Here is a 26,464-nt window from a genome sequence, read left to right on the forward strand (position 1 = left end):
GCGGGCTCGCACACACGGGTGAGTCGTGTCCTCCCAAACAAAAATGCCCCAGTCTCTCGACCGGGGCATTTCTGTTTAACGCAGCTTACACAAGCAAACCCGAAGCCTTAGTGCGACACCGCCCCACTCGCACCCAGACCAGTCTGCGAGCGAACGAATTGCGGGAAGAACAACGCCCGTTCCTTGTCAGCCGCCGCCGACTTGTCAGTGATGGAGAAGAACCAGATCCCGATAAAGGCAATACCCATCGAGAACAGCGCCGGGTACTCATACGGGAAGATCGCCTTCTCGTGATGCAGGATCTGCACCCAAATGGTTGGCCCAAGCACCATCAAACCAACTGCGCTCACCAGCCCCAACCAGCCGCCGATCATCGCGCCACGGGTGGTCAGCTTTTTCCAGTACATGGAAAGCAGCAGCACCGGGAAGTTACAGCTCGCCGCGATGGAGAACGCCAGGCCCACCATGAACGCGATGTTCTGGCTTTCGAACGCAATGCCCAGACCGATCGCCAGCACGCCCAGAGCGACGGTGGTGATTTTCGAGACACGGATCTCGTCCTTGTCGTTGGCCTTGCCCTTCTTGATCACGCTGGCGTAAAGGTCGTGAGACACCGCCGTAGCGCCGGCCAGGGTCAAACCAGCCACAACAGCCAGAATGGTCGCGAACGCTACCGCCGAGATGAAGCCCAGGAAGATACTGCCGCCGACTGCGTCAGCCAGATGCACAGCTGCCATGTTGTTGCCACCCAGCAGAGCGCCGGCAGCATCCTTGAAGGCAGGGTTGGTGCTGACCAGCAGGATCGCGCCAAAGCCGATGATGAACGTCAGGATGTAGAAGTAACCGATGAAGCCAGTGGCATACAGCACGCTTTTGCGAGCTTCTTTAGCGTCACTTACAGTGAAGAAGCGCATCAGAATGTGCGGCAGACCGGCAGTACCGAACATCAGCGCCAGGCCGAGGGAGAATGCCGAGACAGGATCCTTCACCAGACCGCCGGGGCTCATGATTGCTTCACCTTTAGGGTGAACCTTGGTCGCTTCGGCAAACAACGCATTGAAGTCGAAGTTCACGTACTTCATCACCATGACAGCCATGAAGGTAGCGCCCGAGAGCAGCAACACAGCCTTGATGATTTGCACCCAGGTGGTCGCCAGCATGCCGCCGAACAGCACGTACATGCACATCAGGATACCGACCAGGATTACCGCAATATGGTAGTCCAGGCCGAACAGCAGCTGGATCAGCTTGCCGGCACCGACCATTTGCGCGATCAGGTAGAACGCCACCACCACCAGCGAACCGCTGGCCGACAGGGTGCGGATCTGGGTTTGCCCGAGGCGGTAAGACGCCACGTCGGCAAAGGTGTATTTACCCAGGTTACGCAGGCGCTCGGCGATCAGGAACAAAATGACTGGCCAGCCCACCAGGAAGCCGATCGAGTAGATCAGACCGTCATAGCCGGAGGTGTACACCAGCGCGGAAATACCCAGGAAGGACGCCGCCGACATGTAGTCACCGGCAATCGCCAGACCATTCTGGAAGCCGGTGATCTTGCCGCCCGCCGCATAGTAGTCGGCCGCCGAATTGTTACGCTTGGAAGCCCAGTAAGTGATGCACAGGGTTGCGCCGACGAAGGCGATGAACATCAGGATCGCCGACATGTTGAGTGGTTGTTTTTGCACCTCGCCGGTCAGGGCTTCTGCCGCCCAGACTGCCGGGGCGAAAGCCGCTATACCGAGTGCCGCAATCAGACGCCGGATCATTGCTGAGCCTCCTTGAGAATCGCATTGTTCAGGTCGTCGAATTCGCCATTGGCGCGTCGAACGTAAATCGCAGTCAGGACAAAGGCTGAAAGAATCAGCCCGACACCAATGGGTATACCCCAGGTAATCGATGACTCAGGGCTGAGTTTCGCCCCCAGTATATGGGGCCCATAAGCAATCAAAAGGATAAAGCCAGCGTAAAGCCCAAGCATGATCGCCGAGAGAATCCAGGCGAACCGCTCTCTTTTACTGACCAGCTCCTTGAAACGCGGGCTGTTTTGAATCGAGAGGTAAATGCTGTCGTTCATTGTTTTTGTCCTCGCAGCACAGATTGAATTGCAACGTATTCCACTCTATGCGGCTACAGATTCGGTTCCAGACGACCTTAGTATTAGAACGACCTGCCCCCTGTGACGAATTGTCACCCCAAACAACGCAAAAGACCGCCTGGCGCGAACGCCAGACGGTCTTGATAACAGCGGTTCAGACGCTTCGATAGATTATTTGGCGGTCCACTCGGCAACCCGTTCCGGATGCTTGGCGACCCAATCCTTGGCAGCCGCTTCAGGCTTGGCACCGTCCTGAATGGCCAACATCACTTCGCCAATTTCGTCTTTCGATGCCCAGTTGAATTTTTTCAGGAAAGCCGAAACTTCCGGAGCCTTCTTCTCCAGACCTTTGCTACCGATGCTATTAACGGTTTCAGCTGCACCGTAAACGCCTTTTGGATCTTCCAGGAAGCGCAGCTTCCACTTGGCGAACATCCAGTGCGGTACCCAACCGGTGACCGCAATGGACTCGTTCTTGTCTTCGGCACGGGTCAGCTCAGCAATCATCGCTGCACCGGAACTGGCCTGGAGCTTGTAATCGAGGCCATAGTCCTTGATCGCCTGATCGGTCTTGAGCATTACACCTGAACCCGCATCGATCCCGACAATCTTGTTCTTGAAGGTGGTGTCGGTTTTCAGGTCGCCGATAGTCTGCGCCTTGACGTACTCCGGCACGATCAGGCCGATTTTCGCGTCCTTGAAGTTAGGCCCGTAGTCGACCACCTTGTCCTTGTTCTTGGTCCAGTACTCACCGTGAGTCACCGGCAGCCAGGCCGAGAGCATCGCATCGAGCTTGCCGGTTGCAACGCCCTGCCACATGATCCCGGTCGCCACAGCCTGCAGCTTGACGTCATAACCGAGCGTCTTGATCACTTCCGCCGCCACATGGGTGGTCGCCACGCTGTCCGACCAACCGTCGACGTAGCCGATGCTCAGGGTTTTGCTGTCGGCACTGGCCAGGGTGGAACCCACTGCAAGCACCAGAGCGGCACCTGCACCTAAGAGTCGTCGCATCTTCATCGTTACTTCCCCGAAAGTGCTGCGCCCGACGGATGCCGAGCGGCGTCAACTTATTGTTGCGTGGAGGCCTGTGCGGCCACTAGCGCCCCCTTCACGCCTCACCGCCAAATCTGTTCGAACATCAGCGGAGTACTGACGCACCGATCATCAACCTGCCGTGCTCGGCGACCTGCTCTGGCAGCGACCTCAAGGCAATGAGAAACGACATCAGAACGCCATTAACGACGACAAGTAGAAATACGACTTCGGATCCCGCCCGAACTTTGCATGTCAAAACCATGCAGCCGCCCAAGCGGGCGACAAATGCAGGTAAGATGCGCGGCTTTGTTCCCATACGGCCTGACCATGCCCGCGATTGCCCGCTTCGCTTTTTTACCTTATCTGTTTGCCTGTCTGCTCGGCCTGTTTGCCCTGTGTGGTTTCTGGTACGGTCTCGGACAACCGGTACTGCTGCCGGATGTGGCCAGTGCCACGCACAAGCTGCAATGCGCCTCCTACACCCCGTTCGATAAAGACCAATCGCCGTTCGACCAGCCGTTCAAGCTGCGCCCCGAACGCATGGATGCCGACCTCGCACTACTGGCAACCCGCTTCGAATGCATCCGCACCTATTCCATGACCGGCCTCGAAGCCCTCCCCGGCCTGGCGCGCAAGCACGGCCTTAAACTGATGATCGGTGCCTGGATCAACAGCAATCCGGTGGACTCCGCCAAGGAAGTCGACTTACTGATCGCTTCAGCCAATACCAACGCCGATGTCGTGACCTCGGTGATAGTCGGCAACGAAACCCTGCTGCGCAAGGAAGTCACTGGCCCACAGTTGGTCAAGCTGATTCTCAAGGTGAAAAGCCAGGTCAAACAACCGGTGACCTACGCCGATGTCTGGGAGTTCTGGCTAAAACATCCGGAAATCGCGCCAACCGTGGACTTTCTGACGATCCACTTGCTGCCGTATTGGGAAGATGATCCCTCCAACATCGATGCCGCGCTCAATCACGTGGCCGAAGTCCGCCAGGTATTCGGCAAGCGCTTTGCGCCCAAGGACGTGATGATTGGCGAAACCGGCTGGCCAAGCGAAGGCCGCCAGCGCGAAACTGCTGTGCCGAGCCGGGTCAATGAAGCCAGGTTCATTCGCGGCTTTGTCGCGATGGCCGAGCAGCACGGCTGGCACTACAACCTGATCGAAGCCTTCGACCAACCGTGGAAACGCGCCAGTGAAGGTGCGGTCGGCGGTTACTGGGGGCTGTTCGACGCCGACCGTCAAGACAAGGGCGTGCTGGCCGGGCCGGTGTCGAACCTGCCCTTCTGGCCACTGTGGCTGGGCATCGGCGGCTTGATCTTCCTCGGCACGCTGGTCCTCGGTGGTCGCGTGCGCAGCACTCGGGCTGCGCTGATCCTGCCGCTGCTCGGTGCAGTGGCGGCCTGCTCCATCGGCACCTGGGGTGAACTGGCCCGGGTCACCAGCCGCTTTGCCGGCGAATGGATCTGGGCGGGATTACTGGTTGGCTTGAATCTATTGGTACTGGCACACGCTGCGCTGGCTCTGAGCAGCAAAACCGCCTGGCGTGAGCGTGCCTTCAACTGGCTGGAACAGCGCGCCGGCTGGCTGCTGACGGCCGCTGGCTTCGCCGCCGCGGTGATGATGCTGGCACTGGTATTCGACCCGCGCTACCGCAGCTTCCCGAGCGCCGCCTTATTGCTGCCGGCACTGGTCTACCTGTGCCGGCCGGTCAGGGTGCCGCGCGCAGAGATTGCCCTGCTGGCCTTTATCATCGGCGCCGGCATCGCCCCGCAGCTCTACCGCGAAGGCCTGGAAAACCAGCAAGCCTGGGGCTGGGCGCTGGTGAGTGCATTGATGGTTGCTGCACTGTGGCGCAGCTTGCGGGCTCGCAAGGGCTGACCCCAAGAGCGCCTGTCGGCGCTATCGCGAACAGGCTCGCTCCCACAGATCTTAAGTGGGTGCCGGCTTGCTCGCGATTCGATCGATCAGGCGCCGCGTGACGCCCTGACCAACCGCAACCCCCCAATCACCACCGCAAACACCGCCATACTGGTGTTGTACAAGGCCAGCGCCGGAAACCCGAACAACAGTGCCAGCACCGCCATCCCCCACCCGCCACGCCCCGGCAATACAAAGCCGATCACCGCTGCCGCCAACGCCCCCCAGCCCAGGATCTGGAAATGAATCAACAGTCCCAGGTTCGAACGTAGCTGGCATTCCCAACGACTTGCCTCGTCGGCACAAATGCCGACCCACTGCCCATCCTCCATGAAGCCATAGCGCAGGCCATAACTGGCGGCCAGCCATAACGGCAAAACAATAAGCAACAGAATCACGGGCAGACGGCGGGACATGAAGCACTCCGATAGATGAAAATGGCGCCCAGCTTAATCGCCCGACCGGGGTAAGCAAGCGAGATCAACAGATAACTGTTCACAAAATCGCCGCTAAGTGTATCGTCCGGCTACTATTGCCCCCGGCTCACGCTCATTGAACTGACATTTTGTGCCACTGAATGGCACTTCATTACCCGTGTGGTGGTCATAGGCCTGCGAAACTCTACCCGGCACCTTCCTCTAAGGGATTCAGTCATGCTCCGACCCTTGCGCTTCGCTGCCCTTGTTGGCGGCCTTATTCTGAGTGCGTCCGCACTGGCAGTGGATATCGACGCTGCCAGTTATGGCTACCCGGTGACCAATCCGTTCGAGGCAACGATTGCTACCACGCCACCGGAATTGCGACCAGAACTGCCGGCCGACGAGGATATCGACCAGGCGGACTACAGCCTGACATTACGTCCGGAGCGTGAATTCACTTTGCCCGACAACTTCTGGGCGGTGAAAAAGCTCACCTACCGCATGGCCAAACAGGACCATCCGGCTCCGCTGATTTTCCTGATCGCCGGCACGGGTGCGCCTTATCACAGCAGCATCAACGAATACCTGAAAAAGCTCTACTACAAAGCCGGCTATCACGTGGTGCAGCTGTCGTCGCCCACCAGCTTCGACTTCATGACCGCCGCTTCGCGCTTTGCGACCCCAGGGGTGACCAAGGAAGATGCCGAGGACATGTACCGGGTCATGCAGGCCGTGCGTGCGCAAAACCCGAACCTGCCGATCACCGAGTTCTACCTCACCGGGTACAGCCTGGGCGCACTAGACGCGGCGTTTGTCAGTCAACTGGATGAAACCCGCCGCAGCTTCAATTTCAAGAAAGTCTTGCTGCTCAATCCACCGGTCAACCTCTACACCTCGATCACCAACCTCGACAAGCTTGTGCAAACCGAGGTCAAGGGCATCAACAACACCACCACATTTTATGAACTGGTGTTGAACAAGCTGACCCGCTACTTCCAGCAAAAAGGCTATATCGATCTCAACGACGCCCTGCTCTACGACTTCCAGCAGTCCAAGCAGCACCTGACCAATGAACAAATGGCCATGCTGATCGGTACCTCATTCCGTTTCTCGGCGGCCGACATCGCCTTTACCTCGGACCTGATCAACCGCCGCGGCCTGATCACCCCGCCCAAATACCCGATCACCGAAGGCACCAGCCTCACACCGTTTCTCAAACGTGCGTTGCAATGCGACTTCGACTGCTACCTCACCGAGCAAGTGATCCCGATGTGGCGCGCCCGTACCGACGGCGGCAGCGTACTGCAACTGATCGACCAGGTGAGCCTCTACGCGCTCAAGGATTATCTGCACGACAGCCCGAAAATCGCCGTGATGCACAACGCCGACGATGTGATCCTCGGCCCGGGCGACCTCGGTTTCCTGCGTAAAACCTTTGGCGATCGTCTGACCGTCTACCCTCATGGCGGCCATTGCGGCAACCTCAACTACCGCGTCAACAGCGACGCCATGCTGGAGTTTTTCCGTGGTTAAACCTCTCCTGCTAATCGCTGCGTTGCTCTGCGCAGGTTATGCCAATGCCGACAACAGCAAGGCCAACACACCCAGCGTGGTCGAACAGGACGGCTTCACCCTGCCGCTGACCAAACTCAAGTTCAACCCCGGCCTGGACCAGCGCGAATTCGAGCGCTCGACCTTGAACGCGCTGAATGTCTATGACCCGCTGGAGTCGTGGAACCGCCGGGTCTACCACTTCAACTATCGCTTCGATCAGTGGGTGTTCCTGCCAGTGGTCAACGGCTATCAATACATCACCCCGACCTTTCTGCGCACCGGCGTGAGCAACTTCTTCAACAACCTCGGCGATGTGCCCAACCTGCTCAACAGCCTGTTGCAGCTCAAAGGCCAGCGCTCGATGGAAACCACCGGTCGATTGTTGCTCAACACCACCATCGGCATCGCTGGCCTGTGGGACCCGGCAACCCGGATGGGTTTGCCGCGCCAGAACGAAGACTTCGGCCAGACCCTGGGTTTCTATGGCGTACCGGGAGGGGCCTACGTCATCCTGCCGATCCTCGGCCCGTCGAACCTGCGTGATACCGGCGGCCTGGTGTTCGACTTCGCGGCGGAAGCGCAGATCAACTTCCTCAACGTCGCCGAAGTCAGCGGCAACCATCCGGAACTCCTGCTCCTGCGCGGCATCGACAAGCGCTACCAGACCAGCTTCCGCTACGGCCAGCTGAACTCGCCGTTCGAGTACGAAAAAGTGCGCTACGTCTACACCGAGGCGCGCAAGTTGCAGATTGCTGAATAGCGGGAACTGCGGCTAACGAAAAAGGCCATTCGATCTGATCGATTGGCCTTTTTTTTGCGTTTGGTACAACCACAAAATTTTGGGTGCCGCTGAAAAGATCGCAGGCTACGCCAGCTCCTACGCCGACCGGGTACACCCGTGAAATTACAGATTCACGCGATTCTGTAGGAGCTGCCGCAGGCTGCGATCTTTTGATCCTGGCCGTCTTCGAAAAGATCGCAGGCTACGCCAGCTCCTACGCCGACCGGGTACACCCGTGAAATTGCAGATTCACGCGATTCTGCAGGAGCTGCCGCAGGCTGCGATCTTTTGATCCTGGCCGTCTCCGAAAAGATCGCAGGCTACGCCAGCTCCTACGCCGACCGGGTACACCCGCGAAATTGCAGACTCACGCAATTCTGTAGGAGCTGCCGCAGGCTGCGATCTTTTGATCCTGGCCGTCTTCGAAAAGATCGCAGGCTACGCCAGCTCCTACGCCGACCGGGTACACCCGTGAAATTGCAGATTCACGCGATTCTGCAGGAGCTGCCGCAGGCTGCGATCTTTTGATCCTGGCCGTCTCCGAAAAGATCGCAGGCTACGCCAGCTCCTACGCCGACCGGGTACACCCACGAAATTGCAGATTCACGCGATTCTGTAGGAGCTGCCGCAGGCTGCGATCTTTTGATCCTGGCCGTCTCCGAAAAGATCGCAGGCTACGCCAGCTCCTACGCCGACCGGGTACACCCGTGAAATTGCAGATTCACGCGATTCTGGAGGAGCTGCCGCAGGTTGCGATCTTTTGATCCTGGCCGTCTCCGAAAAGATCGCAGGCTACGCCAGCTCCTACGCCGACCGGGTAGACCCGCGAAATTGCAGATTCACGCGATTCTGTAGGAGCTGCCGCAGGTTGCGATCTTTTGATCTTTTCAGGCCTTCGCCATCCGCCAGACCTTGCTGAACGCCAGCACACCCACCAACACCACCGCCCCGGCGATAATCCCGGCCACTGCATTGAGCAGCGTTGGCATGATCAACGAAACCCCGCCCACCAGCTCCGCGGTGCTCTCGGTAACGCGCTCGATCCAGTGATGAACCGCTGGCACACCATGGGTGAGAATCCCCCCGCCGACCATGAACATCGCCGCGGTGCCGATCACCGAGAGACCTTTCATCATGTAGGGCGCCGCGCGCAAAATGACGCCACCGAGGCTTTTTGCCATCTGCCCGGGTTTTTGCGTCAGCCATAGCCCGAGGTCGTCGAGTTTGACGATACCGGCCACCAGGCCATAGACACCGACAGTCATGACGATGGCGATGCCTGACAGCACCATGACCTGCTGCATCAGCGGCGCATCGGCCACCGTGCCGAGGGTGATGGCGATGATTTCCGCCGAGAGAATGAAGTCAGTACGCACTGCGCCCTTGATCTTGTCTTTCTCGAAGGCCACCAGATCGACTTCGGGATCGGCCACCGCTTCGATCAACTGTGCGTGCTCAGCCTGATCTTCTGCCTTGCTGTGGAGGAACTTGTGCGCGAGCTTCTCAAAACCTTCGAAACACAGGTAGGCCCCACCGAGCATCAACAGGGGAGTCACCAGCCATGGCACGAAGGCACTGATGGCCAATGCGGCAGGAACCAGGATCAATTTGTTGATGAACGAGCCTTTGGCAACCGCCCAGACTACCGGTATTTCACGTTCTGCGCGCACGCCCGAGACCTGCTGGGCATTGAGCGCAAGATCGTCGCCGAGCACCCCGGCGGTCTTCTTCGCGGCCATTTTGGTCATCAAGGAGACGTCATCGAGCACCGCGGCAATATCATCGATCAACAGCAGCAAACTGCTTCCGGCCATGGGTCAGGCTTCCTTTGCTAATAAAGTTTGCCGAGCATAGCGCGACCCAAGGCGCCGTGGGGCTTTCTTGAGCCTTGCGCAAAGCCGGTGCTACCATGCGCAACCGCCAGAACAGGCAAGGAATCACCTGGTTTATGAGCACCATCCGCGAGCGCAACAAAGAACTGATCCTGCGTGCAGCCAGCGAAGAGTTCGCCGACAAGGGCTTCGCTGCGACCAAAACCAGCGACATCGCGGCCAAGGCGGGGCTGCCCAAGCCCAATGTCTACTACTACTTCAAGTCCAAGGAAAACCTCTATCGCGAGGTGCTGGAAAGCATCATCGAACCGATCCTGCAGGCCTCGACCCCGTTCAACGCCGAGGGCATACCCAGCGAAGTACTGAGTGGCTATATCCGCTCAAAAATCCGCATCTCCCGCGATCTGCCGTTTGCCTCCAAGGTATTCGCCAGCGAAATCATGCATGGCGCGCCACACCTGAGCCCCGATCAGGTCGAACAACTCAACGCCCAGGCCAGACACAACATCGACTGCATACAGACCTGGATCGACCGCGGCCTGATCGCCCCGCTCGACCCCAATCACCTGATGTTCAGCATCTGGGCCGCCACCCAGACCTACGCCGATTTCGACTGGCAGATCTCAGTCGTCACCGGCAAGGCCAAGCTCGATGAAGCCGATTATGAAGCGGCGGCGCAGACCATTATCCGGTTGGTGCTCAAGGGGTGTGAGCCGGACTGACAAGTCGGGTCGCCCTTGAAAAGATCGCAGCCTGCGGCAGCTCCTACGGGATCTGTGTTCGACGTAGGAGCTGGCGAAGCCTGCGGTCTTTTGATCTTGATTAAGCCGCCACCCCCGCATCCGCCTGCAACCCCTGCGCCTCGATGGCGCTGATCGCGCATTGCTCGTCGATGTCCGAAGTGTCGCCGCTGATGCCGATGGCGCCGATCACCACGCCTTCCTGATCACGAATCAACACCCCGCCCGGCGCCGGCACCACGCTGCCCTGCCCCAGGCTATTGAGCGCGGCGATAAACGCCGGCCGCTGTTGCGCGTCCAGTGCCAACAGTCGCGACCCCTTGCCCAGGGCAATCGCGCCCCAGGCTTTGCCGATGGCGATCTGCGGTCGTAGCAGGCTCGCGCCGTCTTCACGCTGCAAACTCAGCAGATGCCCGCCGGCATCGAGTACCGCGATGGTCAGCGGTGCCGCGGCGATTTCGCGCCCTGCGACTATGGCTCGATCGGTCAGGCTGACTGCGACTTTCAAGGTTAAAGCGCTCATGGGTGCCGTCCTCATTTTGTTATGGAAAAAGCCTGTGGACCTCGACGAGGCGAAATCCGATAGAACAAATAGAACACAATGAGTTATTTTTTTGTATACAATAATTATCGAAATGCGGCTCATGCGACGAAAAGACACAGTACTTCTGGCTTCTGACGAAATGAAACAGCCGCTTGAGAAAATGGATTGACCTGCGCCGTCCGCCGTGAATACACTCTGCGCAAAGCCACTTGTATACAATTACAAAACGTAAGAGGCACAAAACCATGAGCAAAATGAGAGCAATCGAAGCCGCCGTTCTGGTGATGCGCCGTGAAGGGGTTGATACCGCTTTTGGCATCCCGGGTGCAGCCATCAACCCGCTGTATTCCGCCCTGCAAAAGGTCGGCGGCATTGATCACGTCCTCGCTCGCCACGTTGAAGGCGCCTCGCACATGGCCGAGGGTTACACACGCACTAAAGCCGGCAACATCGGCGTGTGCATCGGTACTTCCGGGCCTGCCGGTACCGACATGGTCACCGGGCTCTACAGCGCCTCGGCCGACTCGATCCCGATCCTTTGCATCACTGGCCAGGCACCCCGCGCCCGTATGCACAAGGAAGACTTTCAGGCCGTCGATATCACCAGCATCGTCAAGCCAGTGACCAAGTGGGCAACCACCGTTCTGGAACCCGGCCAGGTGCCTTACGCCTTCCAGAAAGCTTTTTTCGAAATGCGCTCCGGTCGCCCTGGCCCGGTGCTGATCGACCTGCCATTCGACGTGCAGATGGCCGAAATCGAATTCGACATCGACGCCTACGAACCGCTGCCGCTGGCCAAACCCGTGGCCAACCGGGTGCAGATCGAGAAGGCCCTGGCCATGCTCGATCAAGCTGAACGGCCATTGCTGGTGGCCGGTGGCGGCATCATCAATGCCGATGCCAGCGAGCTGCTGGTGGAGTTCGCTGAACTGACCGGTATCCCGGTGATTCCGACCCTGATGGGCTGGGGCACCATCCCGGACGATCACCCGCTGATGGTCGGCATGGTCGGTCTGCAGACCTCGCATCGTTATGGCAATGCGACCATGCTCAAGTCCGACGTGGTACTGGGCGTTGGTAACCGCTGGGCTAACCGTCACACCGGCTCGGTGGACGTCTATACCGAAGGCCGGAAGTTCATTCACGTCGACATCGAACCGACCCAGATCGGGCGAGTGTTCACCCCGGACCTGGGCATCGTTTCCGACGCCGGTTCGGCGCTGAAGGTGTTCATTGAAATCGCTCGCGAATGGAAAGCCGCCGGCAAACTGAAGGACCGCAGCGCCTGGCTGCAAGATTGCCAGCAGCGTAAAGCCAGCCTGCAGCGCAAGACTCACTTCGACAACGTGCCGGTCAAGCCGCAACGGGTCTACGAAGAAATGAACCAGGTGTTCGGCAAGGACACCTGCTACGTCAGCACCATCGGTCTGTCACAGATTGCCGGCGCGCAGTTCTTGCACGTCTACAAGCCGCGTCACTGGATCAACTGCGGCCAGGCCGGCCCTCTGGGCTGGACCATCCCGGCAGCACTGGGCGTGGTCAAGGCGGATCCGAGCCGCAAGGTCGTGGCCCTGTCCGGCGACTATGACTTCCAGTTCATGATCGAAGAGCTGGCGGTGGGTGCGCAGTTCAAACTGCCCTACATCCATGTGGTGGTGAACAACTCCTACCTGGGGCTGATCCGTCAGGCGCAGCGTGGTTTCGATATGGACTTCTGCGTGCAGCTGTCCTTCGACAACCTCAACGCTCCGGAACTCAACGGCTACGGCGTCGACCACGTCGCGGTGGCCGAAGGCCTCGGTTGCAAGGCCCTGCGCGTGTTCGAACCGGCACAGATCCAGCCGGCACTGCGCAAGGCTCAGGAAATGATCGAAGAATTCAAGGTTCCGGTGATTGTCGAGATTATTCTGGAGCGTGTGACCAACATTTCCATGGGCACCGAGATCAACGCCGTCAACGAATTCGAAGACCTGGCGCTGGTCGGCAACGATGCGCCGACGGCTATTTCGTTGCTCGATTGAGACCTGGCATGAAAGATCGCTCCCGCGTCGAGGCGTCGAACACAAAGCGTGGGAACGATCCAACAAAACACTAACAGGAGACCACCATGCCGCGTTTCGCCGCTAACCTGTCCATGCTGTTTACCGAGCAGGATTTTCTTGCCCGCTTCGAAGCTGCCGCCAAGGCTGGCTTCAGTGGTGTCGAATATCTGTTTCCCTACGACTTCAACTCTGCCGAGATCAAGGCCCAGCTCGATGCCCACGGCCTGACTCAGGTGCTGTTCAACCTGCCGGCCGGTGACTGGGCCAAGGGCGAGCGCGGTATCGCCTGCCTGCCGGATCGGGTCGAAGAATTCCGCGCCGGTGTCGATCTGGCGATCGCTTACGCGAAAGTGCTGGGCAACACCCAGGTCAACTGCCTGGCCGGCATTCGCCCCCAAGGCGTCGACGATGCCACTGTAGAAAAGACCTTTGTCGCCAACCTCAAGTACGCCGCCGACAAGCTGCAAGCGGTGGGTATCAAGCTGGTGATGGAAGCGATCAACACCCGCGACATCCCGGGCTTCTACCTGAACAACACGGCCCAGGCCCTGTCGATTCGCGAGCAAGTGGGCAGCAGCAACCTGTTCCTGCAATACGACATCTACCACATGCAAATCATGGAGGGCGACCTGGCCCGGACCATGGCCGACCATCTGGGCGAGATCAATCACATCCAGCTCGCCGACAACCCGGGGCGCAATGAGCCGGGTACTGGCGAGATCAACTACCACTTCCTGTTCGAACACCTGGACCGCATCGGTTACCAGGGCTGGGTCGGCTGCGAATACAAACCGCTGACCACCACTGAAGCCGGTCTGGGCTGGCTGAAAACCCACAACGCAATCTGATCGAACACGGTCATCACTGTAGGAGCTGCCGCAGGCTGCGATCTTTTGATCTTGCTTTTGTGCAGCCCTTGAAAAGATCGCAGGCCTCGCCAGTTCCTACACGAGCAGCATAAAAACAAGAGGATTTTCTCATGGCTAAAATCGGATTTATCGGCACCGGCATCATGGGCCACCCAATGGCGTTGAACCTGCAGAAAGCCGGTCACAGCCTCTTCCTGTCGGCGCACCACGACGCCGCACCTGCCGATCTGATCGCCGGTGGCGCGGTCGCTCTGGCGAGCCCGAAAGAAGTTGCCCAGGAAGCCGAGTTCATCATCGTCATGGTTCCGGATACCCCGCAGGTCGAAGACGTGCTGTTCCGCGCCGACGGCGTGGCGGCCGGTATCGGCCCTGGCAAGATCGTGATCGACATGAGTTCGATCTCGCCGACCGCGACCAAAACCTTCGCCGCGAAAATCAACGAAAAAGGCGCGCAATACCTCGACGCCCCGGTGTCCGGCGGTGAAGTCGGTGCCAAGGCCGCGACCCTGAGCATCATGATCGGTGGCGACAGCAGCGCCTTCGAACGCGCCCTGCCGCTGTTCCAGAGCATGGGCAAGAACATCACCCTGGTCGGCGGCAACGGCGACGGTCAAACCGCCAAAGTGGCGAACCAGATCATCGTCGCGCTGAACATCCAGGCCGTCGCTGAAGCCCTGCTGTTCGCTTCGAAAAACGGTGCCGATCCGGCCAAGGTTCGCGAAGCCCTGATGGGTGGTTTCGCTTCGTCGAAGATCCTCGAGGTTCACGGCGAGCGCATGATCAAAGGCACCTTCGATCCAGGCTTCCGCATCAGCCTGCACCAGAAGGACCTGAACCTGGCCCTGGCCGGCGCACGCGAGCTGGGCATCAACCTGCCCAACACCGCCGGTACCCAGCAAGTGTTCAGTACCTGCGCGGCCATCGGCGGCAGCAACTGGGACCACTCGGCGCTGATCAAAGGCCTGGAGCACATGGCGAATTTCTCGATTCGGTAGGCGCTGCCGAAGGTTCGGACCGCGTTCGGACGATCTTTTGATCTTTACGCCCGACCGTTCACCGCATTATCCGCAAAAGATCGCAGCCTGCGGCAGCTCCTACAGGGTGAACCTTCCAGAGCTGCCGCAGGCTGCCTTCCTCCAAATAACAAGAATTCCGGGAGCCCGCCATGTCGGTCGATCCGCAACAATTCCTGCGTGAGCTGTTCGCCACAGCCATCGACGCCGCCCATCCGCAGCAAGTCCTTGCAGCCCATTTACCCAGCGATCGCAGCGGTCGGGTGATCGTGATTGGCGCCGGCAAAGCGGCCGCGGCCATGGCGCAAGTGGTCGAGCGCTGCTGGCACGGTGAAGTGTCCGGGCTGGTGGTGACCCGCTACGGTCACGGCGCCCCCTGCGAAAAAATCGAAGTGGTCGAAGCCGCCCACCCGGTACCTGACGCTGCCGGCCTGGCCGTGGCAAAACGGGTACTGGAACTGGTCAGCGACCTCAGCGAAGACGACCGGGTGATCTTTCTGCTCTCCGGTGGTGGCTCGGCATTGCTGGCACTGCCTGCAGCCGGCATCACCCTCGCCGACAAACAGTCGATCAACAAAGCCCTGCTCAAATCCGGCGCCACCATTGGCGAGATGAACTGCGTACGCAAGCACCTCTCGGCGATCAAGGGCGGACGCCTGGCCAAGGCCTGCTGGCCGGCCACTGTCTACACCTATGCAATTTCCGATGTGCCGGGCGACCTGGCGACGGTGATCGCTTCCGGTCCGACCGTGGCTGACCCGAGCACCTCGGCCCAGGCCCTGGCGATTCTCCAGCGCTACGCCATCGAAGTCCCGGCAACGGTGCGCAACTGGCTGCAAAGCGCGGAATCGGAGACGGTCAAACCCGGCGATCCGAGCCTGGCCCGCAGTCATTTCCAGCTGATCGCCCGGCCGCAGCAATCCCTCGAAGCGGCAGCCGTGAAAGCGCGTCAAGCCGGTTTCAGCCCGTTGATTCTCGGTGACCTGGAAGGCGAATCGCGCGAGGTGGCCAAGGTCCACGCCGGGATCGCCCGTCAGGTGGTCTTGCACGGCCAGCCGCTGGCGGCGCCCTGCGTGATTCTCTCCGGCGGTGAAACCACCGTCACCGTGCGCGGCAACGGCCGTGGCGGACGCAATGCCGAATTCCTGCTGAGCCTCACCGACAACCTCAAGGGCCTGCCCGGGGTATATGCACTGGCCGGCGACACTGACGGCATCGATGGCTCTGAAGACAACGCCGGCGCCATCATGACTCCCGACAGCTATACCCGCGCCGCTGCCATGGGCTTGAGTGCCAGCGATGAGCTGGACAACAACAACGGCTATGGCTATTTCGCCGCGCTGGATGCCTTGATCGTCACCGAGCCGACCCGCACCAACGTCAACGACTTCCGTGCCATTCTGATTATCGAGAGCCCTGAACATGACGCCTGACAAGAAGGTCAAAATCCTCGCCACCCTCGGCCCGGCCACAGACGGGATCGACGCTATCCGTGAGCTGGTCGAAGCCGGGGTGAACATCTTTCGCCTCAACTTCAGCCATGGTGATCACGCTGACCACGCCCAGCGTTACCAGTGGATTCGTGAAGTCGAGCAGCAGCTAAACTATCCCCTGGGCATTCTGATGGACCTGCAGGGCCCGAAACTGCGGGTCGGCCAATTTGCCGCAGGCAAGGTTCAACTGGTGCGCGGTCAGGCGCTGCGTCTGGACCTGGACCCGACGCCCGGCGACCAACGCCGGGTCAACTTGCCCCACCCGGAAATCATCGCTGCGCTTGAGCCGGGCATGGACTTGCTGCTGGACGATGGCAAGCTGCGCCTGCGAGTTACCGCCAAACACGCCGACGCCATCGACACCACGGTGCTCAATGGCGGTGAGCTGTCCGACCGCAAAGGCGTCAACGTGCCCCAAGCGGTACTGGAGCTGAGCCCGTTGACGGCCAAGGATCGTCGCGACCTGAGTTTCGGTCTGGAACTGGGGGTCGACTGGGTCGCACTGTCTTTCGTACAGCGCCCGCAAGACATCCGCGAAGCCCGCGAACTGATTGGCGACAAAGCTTTCCTGATGGCGAAAATCGAGAAGCCGTCAGCGGTTGAACAACTGCGCGAAATCGCCGAGCTGAGCGATGCGATCATGGTAGCCCGGGGCGATCTGGGCGTGGAAGTGCCGGCCGAGAGCGTGCCGCAGATCCAGAAAAACATCATCACTATCTGCCGCCAGCTCGGTAAACCGGTGGTGGTCGCGACGCAGATGCTCGAGTCGATGCGCTTCTCCCCGGCACCGACCCGCGCCGAAGTCACGGATGTCGCCAATGCGGTGGCCGAAGGTGCCGATGCGGTGATGCTCTCGGCGGAAACCGCCTCTGGCGATTACCCGCTGGAAGCGGTGCAGATGATGAGCAAGATCATCCGCCAGGTCGAAGGCGGACCGGATTATCAGGCACAACTCGACGTCAGCCGACCACAGGCCGAAGCCACGGTGTCCGACGCCATCAGCTGTGCAATCCGGCGGATCAGCAGCATCCTGCCGGTGGCGGTGCTGGTGAACTACAGTGAGTCCGGCAGCTCGAGTTTGCGCGCCGCGCGGGAACGACCGACGGTGCCGATCCTCAACCTCACCCCGAACCTGCAGACCGCCCGTCGCCTGACCGTGGCCTGGGGCGTGCACTCGGTGGTTAACGACCGGCTGCGTCAAGTCGACGAAGTCTGCTCCACCGCCCTGGAAATCGCCCAGGCCCAAGGCATGGCCAAGCGTGGCGATACGTTATTGATCACCGCGGGTGTGCCCTTTGGTCAGCCGGGGTCGACTAACTCGTTGCGTATCGAGACGTTGATCTAATGAACAGCCCCTATGGCGAGGGAGCTTGCTCCCGCTGGGGCGCGAAGCGGCCCCAAAACGGATCCCGGGTTTTACCTGTCGAATTGGGAATTCCGGAATACGACTGCTGCGCAGCCGAGCGGGAGCAAGCTCCCTCGCCACAGGTTTATGCACAACCTGAGTTCTTCTTCTGTACTTAGCCCCCCCCATGCCATCCAACCACTTCAACACCCACTGCCCCGACTGGGCCACCGCCCTGCTCAACGGCTTCAGCCAGATTTTCCTGCAGCGCCATCCGCTCTGCGGCTTGCTGTGCCTGTTGGCGATCCTGCTGACCGCCCCGACGCTGCTCGGCGGAGCCCTGCTGGGCGGCGTCGCCGGTTTGCTCACCGCGCAACGGCGCGGCTATGCCAAGGCCGAACGCCAGGCCGGGCTCTACAGTTACAACGGCGTCCTGCTGGGTCTGCTGCTAAGCCAGCAGTTCGCCTGGTCCGCCATGCTGCCGCCGCTGATCATCGCCTGCGGCGGCCTTAGCGCGATCCTCACCCAGCAGTGGCTCAAACGCACCCGCGAGCAGTTTTGCCTGCCCGCCTACACCGCACCGTTCGTGGGTCTGAGCTGGCTGTTGCTCGGTCTCGCCACACCCCATCAGCCGACCGCCATCCAGCTGCCCGAGCTGGATACCCTCAACGTGCTGGGTGCCAGCTTCAAAGGGCTGGGCCAGATCATGCTGCTCGACCACCCATTGGCCGGTATGCTGATCGCTACCGGACTGCTGATTGCCAATCGTCGCGCTGGCGCCTGGGCATTACTGGGCGCAGGCGTTGGTCTGGCGTGCGCGTTACTGTTCAACGAATCCTCGACCGCATTGCTCGGCCTGAACGGCTACAACCCGGCACTGGCCGCCCTCGCCCTGAGCCAGCAACGTCGATATCCCTGGTTACCTCTGCTCGGCATTGCCCTGGCCATACTGCTGACACCTGGTTTCAGCGTCCTCGGTCTGTCGCCGCTCACCGCGCCCTTCATCCTCGCCTGCTGGCTGGTCCACGCCAGCACTCGGGTGTTGCGCCAGACGGTAATGGACAGTGCGCCTTGCGCAATCGAGGAGAATCACCCTAGGCTTCGCTGATCATCGGTTCAGGCGCTACCCATGGACAGCAGCGACAATTGGCGTGAACGGCTTTACGTCATGATTTTCCAGACCGACACAGTGGCCGGTCGACGCTTTGACAGCAGCTTGCTGTTGATCATCCTCACCAGCCTGGTGATCGTGATTCTCGACAGCATCGACAGCATTCACCAGGACTACGCCAACCTCCTGGCTTACATCGAATGGGCCTTCACCCTGGTCTTTGCCATCGAATACGGCCTGCGTCTGTATTGCTCGCCCAAACCGTTGCGCTACGCCTTCAGCTTCTACGGGTTGGTGGATCTGCTGGCGATTCTTCCGGGAATCCTCGCGCTGTATTACGCCGACGCCCAGTACCTGCTGATCATCCGGGTCATCCGCATGCTGCGGATCTTCCGCGTGCTCAAGCTCAGTCCGTACCTCAAGCAAGCCAACTATTTGATGGCCGCCCTGCGCGGCAGCAAACAGAAAATCATCGTATTCCTGCTCAGCGTGTCGACCCTGGTCACGGTGTTCGGCACCCTGATGTACGTGGTCGAAGGTCCCGAACACGGTTTCACTAGCATTCCCAAGGGGATCTATTGGGCGATCGTCACCCTGACCACCGTCGGTTTCGGCGATATCGTGCCCAAGACTCCGCTGGGCCAGGTGATTTCGTCGCTGGTGATGATCACCGGTTACTCGATCATCGCCGTACCTACCGGGATCTTCACCGCCGAACTGGCCAACGCCATGCGCGGCGAGCAGCTCCAGCACGACTGCCCGGTGTGCAAGAAAAACCATCACGAACATGGCGCAGCGTTCTGCTCGCGCTGCGGCAATGTGCTGTTCAAGAAAATAGAATAAGCACAGTGCTTTTTAATCTTTAAAGAGCTATGCAGCCCCGGCTATAGTCGCGGGCATTGGGCCCCCTATTTAATAGAACAAGGATTGCGCAGTGAAAAAACTCTTTAGTGCCTCACTTCTGGCCGCCGGCCTGGCCTTGGGTAGCGTGGCTCAGGCCGCACCGACCCTGCTTAACGTTTCCTACGACGTGATGCGAGATTTCTACAAGGACTACAACACTGCCTTTCAGAAACACTGGCAAGCCGAGCACAACGAAAACATCACCCTGCAGATGTCCTTCGGCGGCTCCAGCAAACAAGCCCGTTCGGTGATCGACGGCCTGCCGGCTGACATCATCACCATGAACATGGCCACCGACATCAACGCCCTCGCCGACAACGGCAAGCTGGTGCCCGAGAACTGGGTCACCCGCCTGCCGAACAACAGCGCACCGTTCACCTCGGCCACCGTATTCATCGTCCGCAAAGGCAATCCGAAAGCCTTGAAAGACTGGCCGGACCTGCTCAAGGACGGCGTGCAAGTCATAGTGCCAAATCCGAAAACCTCCGGTAACGGTCGCTACACCTACCTCTCGGCCTGGGGCTACGTGCTGAAGAACGGCGGTGACGAGAACAAGGCCAAGGAATTCGTCGGCAAGCTGTTCAAGCAAGCCCCGGTCCTCGACACCGGCGGCCGCGCAGCCACCACCACCTTCATGACCAACCAGATCGGTGACGTACTGGTGACCTTCGAAAACGAAGCCGAAATGATCGCCCGCGAATTCGGTCGCGAGCAGTTCGAAGTGATCTACCCAAGCGTCTCCGCCGAAGCCGAGCCGCCAGTCAGCGTGGTCGACAAAGTCGTCGACAAGAAAGGCACCCGCGCCGTGGCCGAGCAATACCTGAAATACCTCTGGTCCCCGGAAGGCCAGGAAATCGCCGCCGCCAACTACCTGCGCCCACGTGATCCTGCCGTGCTGGCCAAGTACACCGACCGCTTCCCGAAAGTCGACTTCCTCTCGGTAGAGAAAACCTTCGGCGACTGGCGCACAGTGCAGAAGACTCACTTCAATGATGGTGGGGTGTTCGATCAGATCTACAGCGGGCAATAAGCGCTGAGCTCGAATGAAAAGGCGACCTTCGGGTCGCCTTTTTTAATTCCGATAGACGTTCATATCAGTGGCGCACGCAACCCTTGAACATCAATAAAGCAATTGTTGGTGGAGGGTCGACATTTACAGCGACTGCTCAGCAGCCTTCGCGGGCAAACGGAACGCCGCCCGGCCGCTCCCACAAGGTTTTATGCAACCTGTGGCAAGCGAGGCTTGTGTGTAAAACCGATTTTTCTGACGACTAAAACGCTGCGCCTAGTGCCGGACCAGCTTCTCCATCGCCGCATCCGCTAAAAAAGAAGAGCGACTTTTGACATTGTGTTCACGTACATAACGATCGATGCGTTGAATGACGAAACCTGGCAGCGTCACGTTGACCTTTTCGGTTTTTCCGAGGTAAGGCGCGATATCCAGTTCAAGCATTCCCCAGCCCATGCTGGCAAAGTCGGGATTGTCACGGTGGGACGCAGCCGAAGTCGGCATGGGAATCGCCTGCCCGTCAGCGGCAATCTCTTGCAGCATGATATGGGCGATTTCGACGGCCGCGTTGTAGGCCTCTTCGAATGTATCGCCTGCGGTCACGGCGCCCGGAATATCGGGGATCTGAATACCGATGGCGGTGTTTTCGTCGCCCCATTCGATACAGATTGGATATTGCATTGCGATTCTCCTGCGAAACTAACGACGTGCTAAACAAGCCCGGCTCGTTTCCTGATGCTTTTGACCGTCCCGATTGGCAAGTCTTTCTTCGGATGAGGTACGGGTAGCGTGTGCGGACTGTAAGGGTGAACGAAGATGTGATGACTGCCGGTGACCCGATCGAGTATCCAACCCGCAGCCTCCAGCTCCTTGATCAATAGCCTGCTCTGCACCACCAGCCTCCTTGCTCCGGCCCAATAAAAATAACTCTGGAGTTACTTTTATTCAAGCGGGAAAAATCGAAGCGTGAGTTTGTGATGTTTTACAGGATGTGGAGTGAGCAGGAATAACTGGACTCCACAGGACGCCTGGTCAGTGCGAAGGCTCAGGCCCGACCAACCGACACAAATTCTGATCGATCGTCTCAACCGGCCACTGCCCAAAACAAAACGGCAACCCTGAGGGCTGCCGTTTAGGTTTACTGACCGAACTGACGCCCCAACCCCGACGGCACGCCTTGGATATCGGTTTCTTCCCAGGGCCCGTTGGGACTGATGGAGCGGCTCCAGCCATTGTTCCAGCGGTAGTAGGTGCGCTGGCGGTAGAAAGTGTCGGTCTGGTTGTCGAGGACGTAGACGCCCAGCTTCGCATCCCAGTGGCTATTGCCGCCCGGTGGTGGGGCGAAGCTGGCGGAGGTGCGTGGCAGCGGCTTGGCAGGTTTGGCCGGTGCGGTGGTCGGCTTGCTCGGCGCCTTGGGTGGAACCGGCTGAGTGCTCGGCCCTGACGGTGGAATCGGCGGCATGGGCGCAGGCGTCGGCCGTTGGACCGCGCAAGCGCTTAGACCCAGAACCAGACTGAGCAGGGTGATACGAGCGATAGCGGTCATAAGCGGCTTCTCTGTTATTTGTCCGGGCTGTCGATGGTCAGTTGCTGCGGCGCAGTGGTGCTGCTGGCCAGGGGCTTGCTGCGTCCGATCCACTCGCCGGCAGTCGGTTGGCCGGCGCGGGAGATGCGCGCAACCAGTTGGACTTCAGGGAAGTTCGACAGTTTCAACTGCGGCATCATCGCGTCGGCATCACCCAGCTCGACGGTCGCCGGCAGATCCGCAACGGTCAGCCGCTTGGCGGCCAATGGCGCGGGTGGGCCGGAGGTGGCGCGAGCGAAGATGAATACGCTGTCGCCCGGCTGGACCTTGGCTTTGAGGTCCGCCGCCAGATCGACGCGGACCTTGAGCAGCGCTGCGGTTTTCGCTGCGACCGCTGGGGCTTGAGCGACTTTGCCACCGCTCTCTTGCAGTTTCTCGCTGGCCCGGGTGATGCCGCCTTGCAGCGCGGCACGGGAGTTGTCCTCCGGTGGCAGTTGCTCCAGCAGGCGATTCCAGTAGTCGATGGCCTCCTGGTAGCGTTCGCCTTCGAAGGCGGCGATACCCAGCAGGCCGAGGCTGGTGACTTCCTTCGGGTCGGCCTTCAGCGCTTCATCGGTCAGGGCCTGAACCTTGTCCGACCATTTTTTGTTGTCGGCAAAGTACTGTGCCTGAGCCCACTGGCCGAGCAGTTCCGGTTGACGACCGGCCACAGCCACGGTGCGCTCGAAGAGCTTCGCCGCATCCGCCGGGCGATCCTGCGCCATGTAGGTGCGACCGAGGAAGTACAGACCTTCAGCCGAATCCGGCTGTGCGGCGACGGCACGCTCCAGACGGCGGGTCATCTCTTCCATCGATTGCGGTGCATGGGCGAATTCGCGGGTCAGTTCGACCTTGTCGCTGGCACCAAAATGCAGGTACAGCCCAAGACCCAGCACCGGCACCAGAATGGCCGCCAGCAACGGGGCCGGCTTGCCCAGACGGGAAACCCGCGGGGTGTCGGCGCCTTCGGTATCGGCCAGCAGTTCACGGGCGGCTTCCGCACGGCCAGCGTCCATTTGCGCTGGAGTGAGAACACCTTCTTCCTGCTGAGTTTGCAACTCAGCCACGCGCTCCTGGTAAAGCGCTACGTTCAGCGCGGTACGATCCTCTTCACGCTGGGCACGACGGCCGCGTAAAACCGGGATCAGCAGAAAACTCAGGGCTACCAATAGCAGCAGACCTGCGGCGAGCCAGAAATCAATCATTCTTGGTCTTTATCCAACAGTTGATCGAGGCGCTTGCGCTCCTCGGTGGAAAGCGTGTCCGGGGTGTCGGTGCGCTGTACGCGACGACGGCGGATGATCACTGCAATGATCACTATCCCACCCAGCAGCAACCCGGCCGGACCGAACCAGAGCACCGCGGTTTTCGAGGTCAGGGCCGGTTTGTAGCGCACGAAGTCGCCATAGCGGTCGACCATGAAGTCGATGATCTGCTGATTGTCCTTGCCCTCGCCAAGCATGCGGAAAATCTCTTTGCGCAAGTCGGCGGCAATCGGCGCGTTGGAATCAGCGATGTCCTGGTTCTGGCATTTGGGGCAACGCAATTCTTTGGTCAGCTCGCGAAAACGCTCACGGTCGGCGTCATTGGCGAACTCGTAGGTGTCGATCGCCGCGTGGGCCATGCCGGCGATACTCAGGCCGAGAACGGCCGCCGCTAACCAGCGCTTCATGGCTTGGCCTCATCGAGCAGTGCCTGATACTTGCCGGCCAGTTTTTCGCGCCAGACCACTTCATCGATCACTCCGACGAATTTGTCGCGAATGATGCCTTTGGCGTCGATGAAGAAAGTTTCCGGGGCGCCATAAACGCCAAGGTCAAGGCCCAGGGAGCCCTCCTCGTCACGAATATCCAGCAGGTACGGATTATGGAATTCCTTGAGCCACTTCTGCGCATCGGCATTGACGTCCTTGTAATTGACGCCATAGATGACCACACCCTGCTCGGCCAGCTTGTTCAGCACCGGGTGCTCGACCCGGCAGGACACGCACCAGGTGGCCCAGACGTTGACCAGTGCCGGCTTGCCGAGCAGATCCGCCTGGGTCAACTGCTTGTCACCCTCAACGGTAGCCAGCGAGAAGGCCGGGAACGGCTTACCGATCATTGCCGAAGGCAGCTCGGCCGGGTTCAAGTACAGCCCGCGGTAGAGAAACACCGCCACCAGCAGGAACACCGCCAGCGGCAACACCATTATCCAGCGCTTCATGCAGTGGCTCCAGACAGGCCCAGTGCTTCCTGCACACGGTTTTTCACCTTGACCCGATAACGTCGATCCAGTGCCGCCAGCAAACCACCGAGACCAGTGAGCAGGCCGCCGAACCAGATCCAGCGCACGAACGGTTTGACGTGCACCCGCACCGCCCAGGCGCCGTCGCCCAGGGGTTCGCCGAGGGCGACATACAGATCACGGGTGAACCCGGCGTCGATCCCGGCTTCGGTCATCACCGAGTTCTGCACGGTATAAAGGCGTTTTTCCGGGTGCAGCACGTTGATTTCCTTGCCATTGCGGATCACCCGCACGGTGCCTTTGTCCGAGGTGAAGTTCGGCCCTTCGTAGTGCTTGGCGCCTTCGAAGATAAAGTGGTAACCACCCAGGTCCATGGATTCGCCCGGTGCCAGGCGCAGGTCACGCTCGGCGCTGTTCTGGCTGGATAGCACCACGCCCAGGGCGCAGACGGCAATCCCCAGGTGCGCCAGCTGCATGCCCCAATAGCTGCGGGTCAGGGTCGGCAAGCCTTTGATCAGGCCTTTGTGGCGAGTCTTGTCGAAGATGTCGCGCACACCGGCCAGCAATACCCAGGCAGCGAGCATGAAGGTTGCGAGCACCGCCCAGTTGAAGTCGCCATAGGCGACGCCAGCCACCACGGCCAGCGCCGCGCTGCCGAGCAAAACGGGAGTCAGCATGCTCAGCAGCCATTTGACCGGTGTGTCTTTCCAGCGCACCAGCATGCCGACCGCCATCACCACCATCAGCAACGCCATCAACGGGATGAACAGGGCATTGAAGTATGGCGGGCCGACCGACAGCTTGGCGCCGGTCATGGCATCGAGGATCAGCGGGTACAGGGTGCCGAGCAGAATCATCGACGCCGCCACCACCAACACCAGATTGTTGCCCAGCAGCAGGGTTTCGCGCGACCACAGGTTGAAACCGACATGACTCTTGACCACCGGTGCGCGCAAGGCAAACAGCGTCAACGAACCGCCGACCACGAACAGCAGGAAGATCAGGATGAATACCCCGCGTTCCGGATCGGAGGCGAAGGCATGCACCGAGGTCAGAACGCCGGAACGCACCAGGAAGGTCCCCAGCAGGCTCAAGGAGAACGCGGCGATGGCCAGCAGCACGGTCCAGCTTTTGAACACGCCACGCTTTTCGGTAACGGCCAGCGAGTGAATCAGCGCGGTGCCCACCAGCCAAGGCATGAAGGAGGCGTTTTCCACCGGGTCCCAGAACCACCAGCCGCCCCAGCCGAGTTCGTAGTAAGCCCACCAGGAGCCGAGAGTGATGCCGATGCCGAGGAACGCCCAGGCAACAATGGTCCATGGCCGCGACCAGCGCGCCCAGGCCGCATCCAGACGGCCGCCGAGCAATGCAGCGATAGCAAAGGCGAAGGCCACGGAGAAACCGACATACCCCATGTAGAGCATCGGTGGGTGGACGATCAGGCCGATGTCTTGCAACAGCGGGTTGAGGTCACGACCATCGGTAGGTATTTGCGGCAGGATGCGCGCGAACGGGTTGGAGGTAAGGATCAGGAACAGCAGGAAGCCGGTGCTGATCATGCCCATCACCGCCAGCACCCGCGCCAGCATCACTTGCGGCAACTGCCGGGAGAACACCGATACCGCGAAGGTCCAGCCACCGAGGATCAGCGCCCAGAGCAGCAACGAACCTTCGTGGGCACCCCATACGGCGCTGAACTTGTAGTACCAGGGCAACGCGCTGTTGGAGTTGCTGGCGACATAGGCGACGGAAAAATCGTCGGTCATGAAGGCGTAGGTCAGGCAGCCGAAGGCGAAGGTCAGAAAGGCAAACTGGCCCCATGCGGCAGGCTGGGCCAGGCCCATCCACATCCGGTCACCGCGCCAGGCACCGAGCAACGGCACCACGGCTTGCACCAGCGCAAAACACAGCGCCAGTATCATCGCCAGGTGGCCCAGTTCGGGAATGAAGATTCCAGCAGTCATCG

At 60.0% G+C, this 26,464-nt stretch carries 25 protein-coding genes; 12 read left to right on the plus strand and 13 right to left on the minus strand.

Annotation, left to right across the window (positions count from 1 at the left end; all coding sequences use genetic code 11):
* Positions 1-107: 107 nt before the first annotated feature.
* The 3 genes from AC3IUA_RS20875 to AC3IUA_RS20885 all read right to left on the minus strand — a co-directional run bounded on the left by AC3IUA_RS20875 (position 108) and on the right by AC3IUA_RS20885 (position 3,115).
* Positions 108-1,766, minus strand: a complete 1,659-nt coding sequence (locus tag AC3IUA_RS20875; RefSeq protein ID WP_489356803.1) for a cation acetate symporter — start codon at positions 1,764-1,766, stop codon at positions 108-110.
* The gene (locus AC3IUA_RS20880; protein WP_489356804.1) at positions 1,763-2,074 is read right to left on the minus strand and encodes a DUF485 domain-containing protein; all 312 of its coding nucleotides are present in this window, start codon (positions 2,072-2,074) and stop codon (positions 1,763-1,765) included. Before AC3IUA_RS20880 ends, AC3IUA_RS20875 begins: the two co-directional genes overlap by 4 nt.
* A 192-nt stretch (positions 2,075-2,266) precedes the next feature.
* Complete coding sequence (locus tag AC3IUA_RS20885; protein WP_489356805.1) at positions 2,267-3,115, minus strand: glycine betaine ABC transporter substrate-binding protein; 849 nt, start codon at positions 3,113-3,115, stop codon at positions 2,267-2,269.
* Positions 3,116-3,460: 345 nt separating this feature from the next.
* Between AC3IUA_RS20885 and AC3IUA_RS20890 the strand changes: the two genes are divergently transcribed.
* Entirely contained in the window at positions 3,461-5,014 is a 1,554-nt protein-coding gene (locus AC3IUA_RS20890) for a glycoside hydrolase family 17 protein (protein ID WP_489356806.1), read from the plus strand.
* Between the two features lie 86 nt (positions 5,015-5,100).
* On the opposite strand, the gene AC3IUA_RS20895 is transcribed toward AC3IUA_RS20890, so the two are convergent.
* Positions 5,101-5,469 carry a hypothetical protein gene (locus AC3IUA_RS20895; RefSeq protein ID WP_489356807.1) on the minus strand — a complete coding sequence of 123 codons (369 nt, stop codon included), beginning with the start codon at positions 5,467-5,469 and terminating at the stop codon, positions 5,101-5,103.
* Between the two features lie 237 nt (positions 5,470-5,706).
* Between AC3IUA_RS20895 and AC3IUA_RS20900 the strand changes: the two genes are divergently transcribed.
* Positions 5,707-7,005 (plus strand): serine/threonine protein kinase, encoded by a 1,299-nt coding sequence (locus tag AC3IUA_RS20900; protein ID WP_489356808.1) that lies wholly within the window; start codon positions 5,707-5,709, stop codon positions 7,003-7,005.
* Positions 6,998-7,786, plus strand: a complete 789-nt coding sequence (locus tag AC3IUA_RS20905) for an MlaA family lipoprotein (RefSeq protein ID WP_489356809.1) — start codon at positions 6,998-7,000, stop codon at positions 7,784-7,786. The genes AC3IUA_RS20900 and AC3IUA_RS20905 overlap by 8 nt, the downstream gene beginning before the upstream one ends.
* Before the next feature lie 908 nt (positions 7,787-8,694).
* On the opposite strand, the gene AC3IUA_RS20910 is transcribed toward AC3IUA_RS20905, so the two are convergent.
* On the minus strand, positions 8,695-9,621 hold the full coding sequence (locus AC3IUA_RS20910; protein ID WP_489356810.1) for a DUF808 domain-containing protein: 927 nt from the start codon (positions 9,619-9,621) through the stop codon (positions 8,695-8,697).
* Positions 9,622-9,755: 134 nt separating this feature from the next.
* Here AC3IUA_RS20910 and AC3IUA_RS20915 point away from each other — a divergent pair, with 134 nt between their 5' ends.
* On the plus strand, positions 9,756-10,361 hold the full coding sequence (locus AC3IUA_RS20915; RefSeq protein WP_489356811.1) for a TetR/AcrR family transcriptional regulator: 606 nt from the start codon (positions 9,756-9,758) through the stop codon (positions 10,359-10,361).
* A 100-nt stretch (positions 10,362-10,461) separates the two neighbouring features.
* On the opposite strand, the gene AC3IUA_RS20920 is transcribed toward AC3IUA_RS20915, so the two are convergent.
* Positions 10,462-10,902: a GlcG/HbpS family heme-binding protein gene (locus tag AC3IUA_RS20920; protein WP_489356812.1), complete on the minus strand. Its 441-nt coding sequence runs from the start codon at positions 10,900-10,902 to the stop codon at positions 10,462-10,464.
* A gap of 266 nt (positions 10,903-11,168) precedes the next feature.
* Here AC3IUA_RS20920 and gcl point away from each other — a divergent pair, with 266 nt between their 5' ends.
* The 8 genes from gcl to AC3IUA_RS20960 all read left to right on the plus strand — a co-directional run bounded on the left by gcl (position 11,169) and on the right by AC3IUA_RS20960 (position 20,729).
* Positions 11,169-12,944, plus strand: coding sequence for a glyoxylate carboligase (gene gcl / locus AC3IUA_RS20925; RefSeq protein ID WP_489356813.1), 1,776 nt, complete (start codon positions 11,169-11,171; stop codon positions 12,942-12,944).
* Between the two features lie 86 nt (positions 12,945-13,030).
* Positions 13,031-13,813 carry a hydroxypyruvate isomerase gene (hyi, locus tag AC3IUA_RS20930; RefSeq protein ID WP_489356814.1) on the plus strand — a complete coding sequence of 261 codons (783 nt, stop codon included), beginning with the start codon at positions 13,031-13,033 and terminating at the stop codon, positions 13,811-13,813.
* Between the two features lie 131 nt (positions 13,814-13,944).
* A complete protein-coding gene (locus AC3IUA_RS20935) occupies positions 13,945-14,829 on the plus strand; it encodes a 2-hydroxy-3-oxopropionate reductase (RefSeq protein ID WP_489356815.1) in 885 nt (294 codons plus the stop codon).
* Between the two features lie 170 nt (positions 14,830-14,999).
* Positions 15,000-16,280, plus strand: coding sequence for a glycerate kinase type-2 family protein (locus AC3IUA_RS20940; protein ID WP_489356816.1), 1,281 nt, complete (start codon positions 15,000-15,002; stop codon positions 16,278-16,280).
* Positions 16,270-17,685 (plus strand): pyruvate kinase, encoded by a 1,416-nt coding sequence (pyk, locus tag AC3IUA_RS20945; protein WP_489356817.1) that lies wholly within the window; start codon positions 16,270-16,272, stop codon positions 17,683-17,685. Before AC3IUA_RS20940 ends, pyk begins: the two co-directional genes overlap by 11 nt.
* A gap of 187 nt (positions 17,686-17,872) precedes the next feature.
* A complete protein-coding gene (locus AC3IUA_RS20950; protein WP_489356818.1) occupies positions 17,873-18,793 on the plus strand; it encodes an urea transporter in 921 nt (306 codons plus the stop codon).
* A 21-nt stretch (positions 18,794-18,814) separates the two neighbouring features.
* On the plus strand, positions 18,815-19,639 hold the full coding sequence (locus AC3IUA_RS20955) for an ion transporter (protein WP_489356819.1): 825 nt from the start codon (positions 18,815-18,817) through the stop codon (positions 19,637-19,639).
* Positions 19,640-19,730: 91 nt separating this feature from the next.
* On the plus strand, positions 19,731-20,729 hold the full coding sequence (locus tag AC3IUA_RS20960) for a sulfate ABC transporter substrate-binding protein (protein WP_489356820.1): 999 nt from the start codon (positions 19,731-19,733) through the stop codon (positions 20,727-20,729).
* A 255-nt stretch (positions 20,730-20,984) separates the two neighbouring features.
* Here the strand turns inward: AC3IUA_RS20960 and AC3IUA_RS20965 are convergent, their stop codons facing one another.
* The 7 genes from AC3IUA_RS20965 to AC3IUA_RS20995 all read right to left on the minus strand — a co-directional run bounded on the left by AC3IUA_RS20965 (position 20,985) and on the right by AC3IUA_RS20995 (position 26,462).
* The gene (locus AC3IUA_RS20965) at positions 20,985-21,389 is read right to left on the minus strand and encodes a type II toxin-antitoxin system HicB family antitoxin (protein WP_489356821.1); all 405 of its coding nucleotides are present in this window, start codon (positions 21,387-21,389) and stop codon (positions 20,985-20,987) included.
* 29 nt (positions 21,390-21,418) lie between these two features.
* Positions 21,419-21,601, minus strand: coding sequence for a type II toxin-antitoxin system HicA family toxin (locus AC3IUA_RS20970; RefSeq protein ID WP_489356822.1), 183 nt, complete (start codon positions 21,599-21,601; stop codon positions 21,419-21,421).
* A gap of 245 nt (positions 21,602-21,846) precedes the next feature.
* Entirely contained in the window at positions 21,847-22,254 is a 408-nt protein-coding gene (locus AC3IUA_RS20975; RefSeq protein WP_489356823.1) for a hypothetical protein, read from the minus strand.
* A 14-nt stretch (positions 22,255-22,268) separates the two neighbouring features.
* Entirely contained in the window at positions 22,269-23,477 is a 1,209-nt protein-coding gene (gene ccmI, locus AC3IUA_RS20980; RefSeq protein ID WP_489356824.1) for a c-type cytochrome biogenesis protein CcmI, read from the minus strand.
* Positions 23,474-23,944, minus strand: coding sequence for a cytochrome c-type biogenesis protein (locus AC3IUA_RS20985; RefSeq protein WP_489356825.1), 471 nt, complete (start codon positions 23,942-23,944; stop codon positions 23,474-23,476). Before AC3IUA_RS20985 ends, ccmI begins: the two co-directional genes overlap by 4 nt.
* Positions 23,941-24,477 carry a DsbE family thiol:disulfide interchange protein gene (locus tag AC3IUA_RS20990; RefSeq protein WP_489356826.1) on the minus strand — a complete coding sequence of 179 codons (537 nt, stop codon included), beginning with the start codon at positions 24,475-24,477 and terminating at the stop codon, positions 23,941-23,943. The genes AC3IUA_RS20985 and AC3IUA_RS20990 overlap by 4 nt, the downstream gene beginning before the upstream one ends.
* The gene (locus AC3IUA_RS20995; RefSeq protein WP_489356827.1) at positions 24,474-26,462 is read right to left on the minus strand and encodes a heme lyase CcmF/NrfE family subunit; all 1,989 of its coding nucleotides are present in this window, start codon (positions 26,460-26,462) and stop codon (positions 24,474-24,476) included. Before AC3IUA_RS20995 ends, AC3IUA_RS20990 begins: the two co-directional genes overlap by 4 nt.
* Between the last annotated feature and the right edge of the window lie 2 nt (positions 26,463-26,464).

The sequence above is a fragment of the Pseudomonas sp. KH_050 genome (genome assembly GCF_057838875.1).

What these genes read in the sequence shown, in the direction of transcription:
- AC3IUA_RS20915 (WP_489356811.1), top strand. Translation starts at nt 9,756, where the DNA reads ATGAGCACCATCCGCGAGCGCAACAAAGAACTGATCCTGCGTGCAGCC.
- AC3IUA_RS20940 (WP_489356816.1), top strand. Translation starts at nt 15,000, where the DNA reads ATGTCGGTCGATCCGCAACAATTCCTGCGTGAGCTGTTCGCCACAGCC.
- AC3IUA_RS20900 (WP_489356808.1), top strand. Translation starts at nt 5,707, where the DNA reads ATGCTCCGACCCTTGCGCTTCGCTGCCCTTGTTGGCGGCCTTATTCTG.
- AC3IUA_RS20995 (WP_489356827.1), bottom strand. Translation starts at nt 26,462, where the DNA reads ATGACTGCTGGAATCTTCATTCCCGAACTGGGCCACCTGGCGATGATA.
- AC3IUA_RS20910 (WP_489356810.1), bottom strand. Translation starts at nt 9,621, where the DNA reads ATGGCCGGAAGCAGTTTGCTGCTGTTGATCGATGATATTGCCGCGGTG.
- gcl (WP_489356813.1), top strand. Translation starts at nt 11,169, where the DNA reads ATGAGCAAAATGAGAGCAATCGAAGCCGCCGTTCTGGTGATGCGCCGT.
- AC3IUA_RS20990 (WP_489356826.1), bottom strand. Translation starts at nt 24,477, where the DNA reads ATGAAGCGCTGGATAATGGTGTTGCCGCTGGCGGTGTTCCTGCTGGTG.
- ccmI (WP_489356824.1), bottom strand. Translation starts at nt 23,477, where the DNA reads ATGATTGATTTCTGGCTCGCCGCAGGTCTGCTGCTATTGGTAGCCCTG.
- AC3IUA_RS20920 (WP_489356812.1), bottom strand. Translation starts at nt 10,902, where the DNA reads ATGAGCGCTTTAACCTTGAAAGTCGCAGTCAGCCTGACCGATCGAGCC.
- AC3IUA_RS20875 (WP_489356803.1), bottom strand. Translation starts at nt 1,766, where the DNA reads ATGATCCGGCGTCTGATTGCGGCACTCGGTATAGCGGCTTTCGCCCCG.
- AC3IUA_RS20935 (WP_489356815.1), top strand. Translation starts at nt 13,945, where the DNA reads ATGGCTAAAATCGGATTTATCGGCACCGGCATCATGGGCCACCCAATG.
- AC3IUA_RS20880 (WP_489356804.1), bottom strand. Translation starts at nt 2,074, where the DNA reads ATGAACGACAGCATTTACCTCTCGATTCAAAACAGCCCGCGTTTCAAG.
- AC3IUA_RS20965 (WP_489356821.1), bottom strand. Translation starts at nt 21,389, where the DNA reads ATGCAATATCCAATCTGTATCGAATGGGGCGACGAAAACACCGCCATC.
- AC3IUA_RS20985 (WP_489356825.1), bottom strand. Translation starts at nt 23,944, where the DNA reads ATGAAGCGCTGGTTAGCGGCGGCCGTTCTCGGCCTGAGTATCGCCGGC.
- pyk (WP_489356817.1), top strand. Translation starts at nt 16,270, where the DNA reads ATGACGCCTGACAAGAAGGTCAAAATCCTCGCCACCCTCGGCCCGGCC.
- AC3IUA_RS20955 (WP_489356819.1), top strand. Translation starts at nt 18,815, where the DNA reads ATGGACAGCAGCGACAATTGGCGTGAACGGCTTTACGTCATGATTTTC.
- AC3IUA_RS20950 (WP_489356818.1), top strand. Translation starts at nt 17,873, where the DNA reads ATGCCATCCAACCACTTCAACACCCACTGCCCCGACTGGGCCACCGCC.
- AC3IUA_RS20975 (WP_489356823.1), bottom strand. Translation starts at nt 22,254, where the DNA reads ATGACCGCTATCGCTCGTATCACCCTGCTCAGTCTGGTTCTGGGTCTA.
- AC3IUA_RS20895 (WP_489356807.1), bottom strand. Translation starts at nt 5,469, where the DNA reads ATGTCCCGCCGTCTGCCCGTGATTCTGTTGCTTATTGTTTTGCCGTTA.
- AC3IUA_RS20890 (WP_489356806.1), top strand. Translation starts at nt 3,461, where the DNA reads ATGCCCGCGATTGCCCGCTTCGCTTTTTTACCTTATCTGTTTGCCTGT.
- hyi (WP_489356814.1), top strand. Translation starts at nt 13,031, where the DNA reads ATGCCGCGTTTCGCCGCTAACCTGTCCATGCTGTTTACCGAGCAGGAT.
- AC3IUA_RS20885 (WP_489356805.1), bottom strand. Translation starts at nt 3,115, where the DNA reads ATGAAGATGCGACGACTCTTAGGTGCAGGTGCCGCTCTGGTGCTTGCA.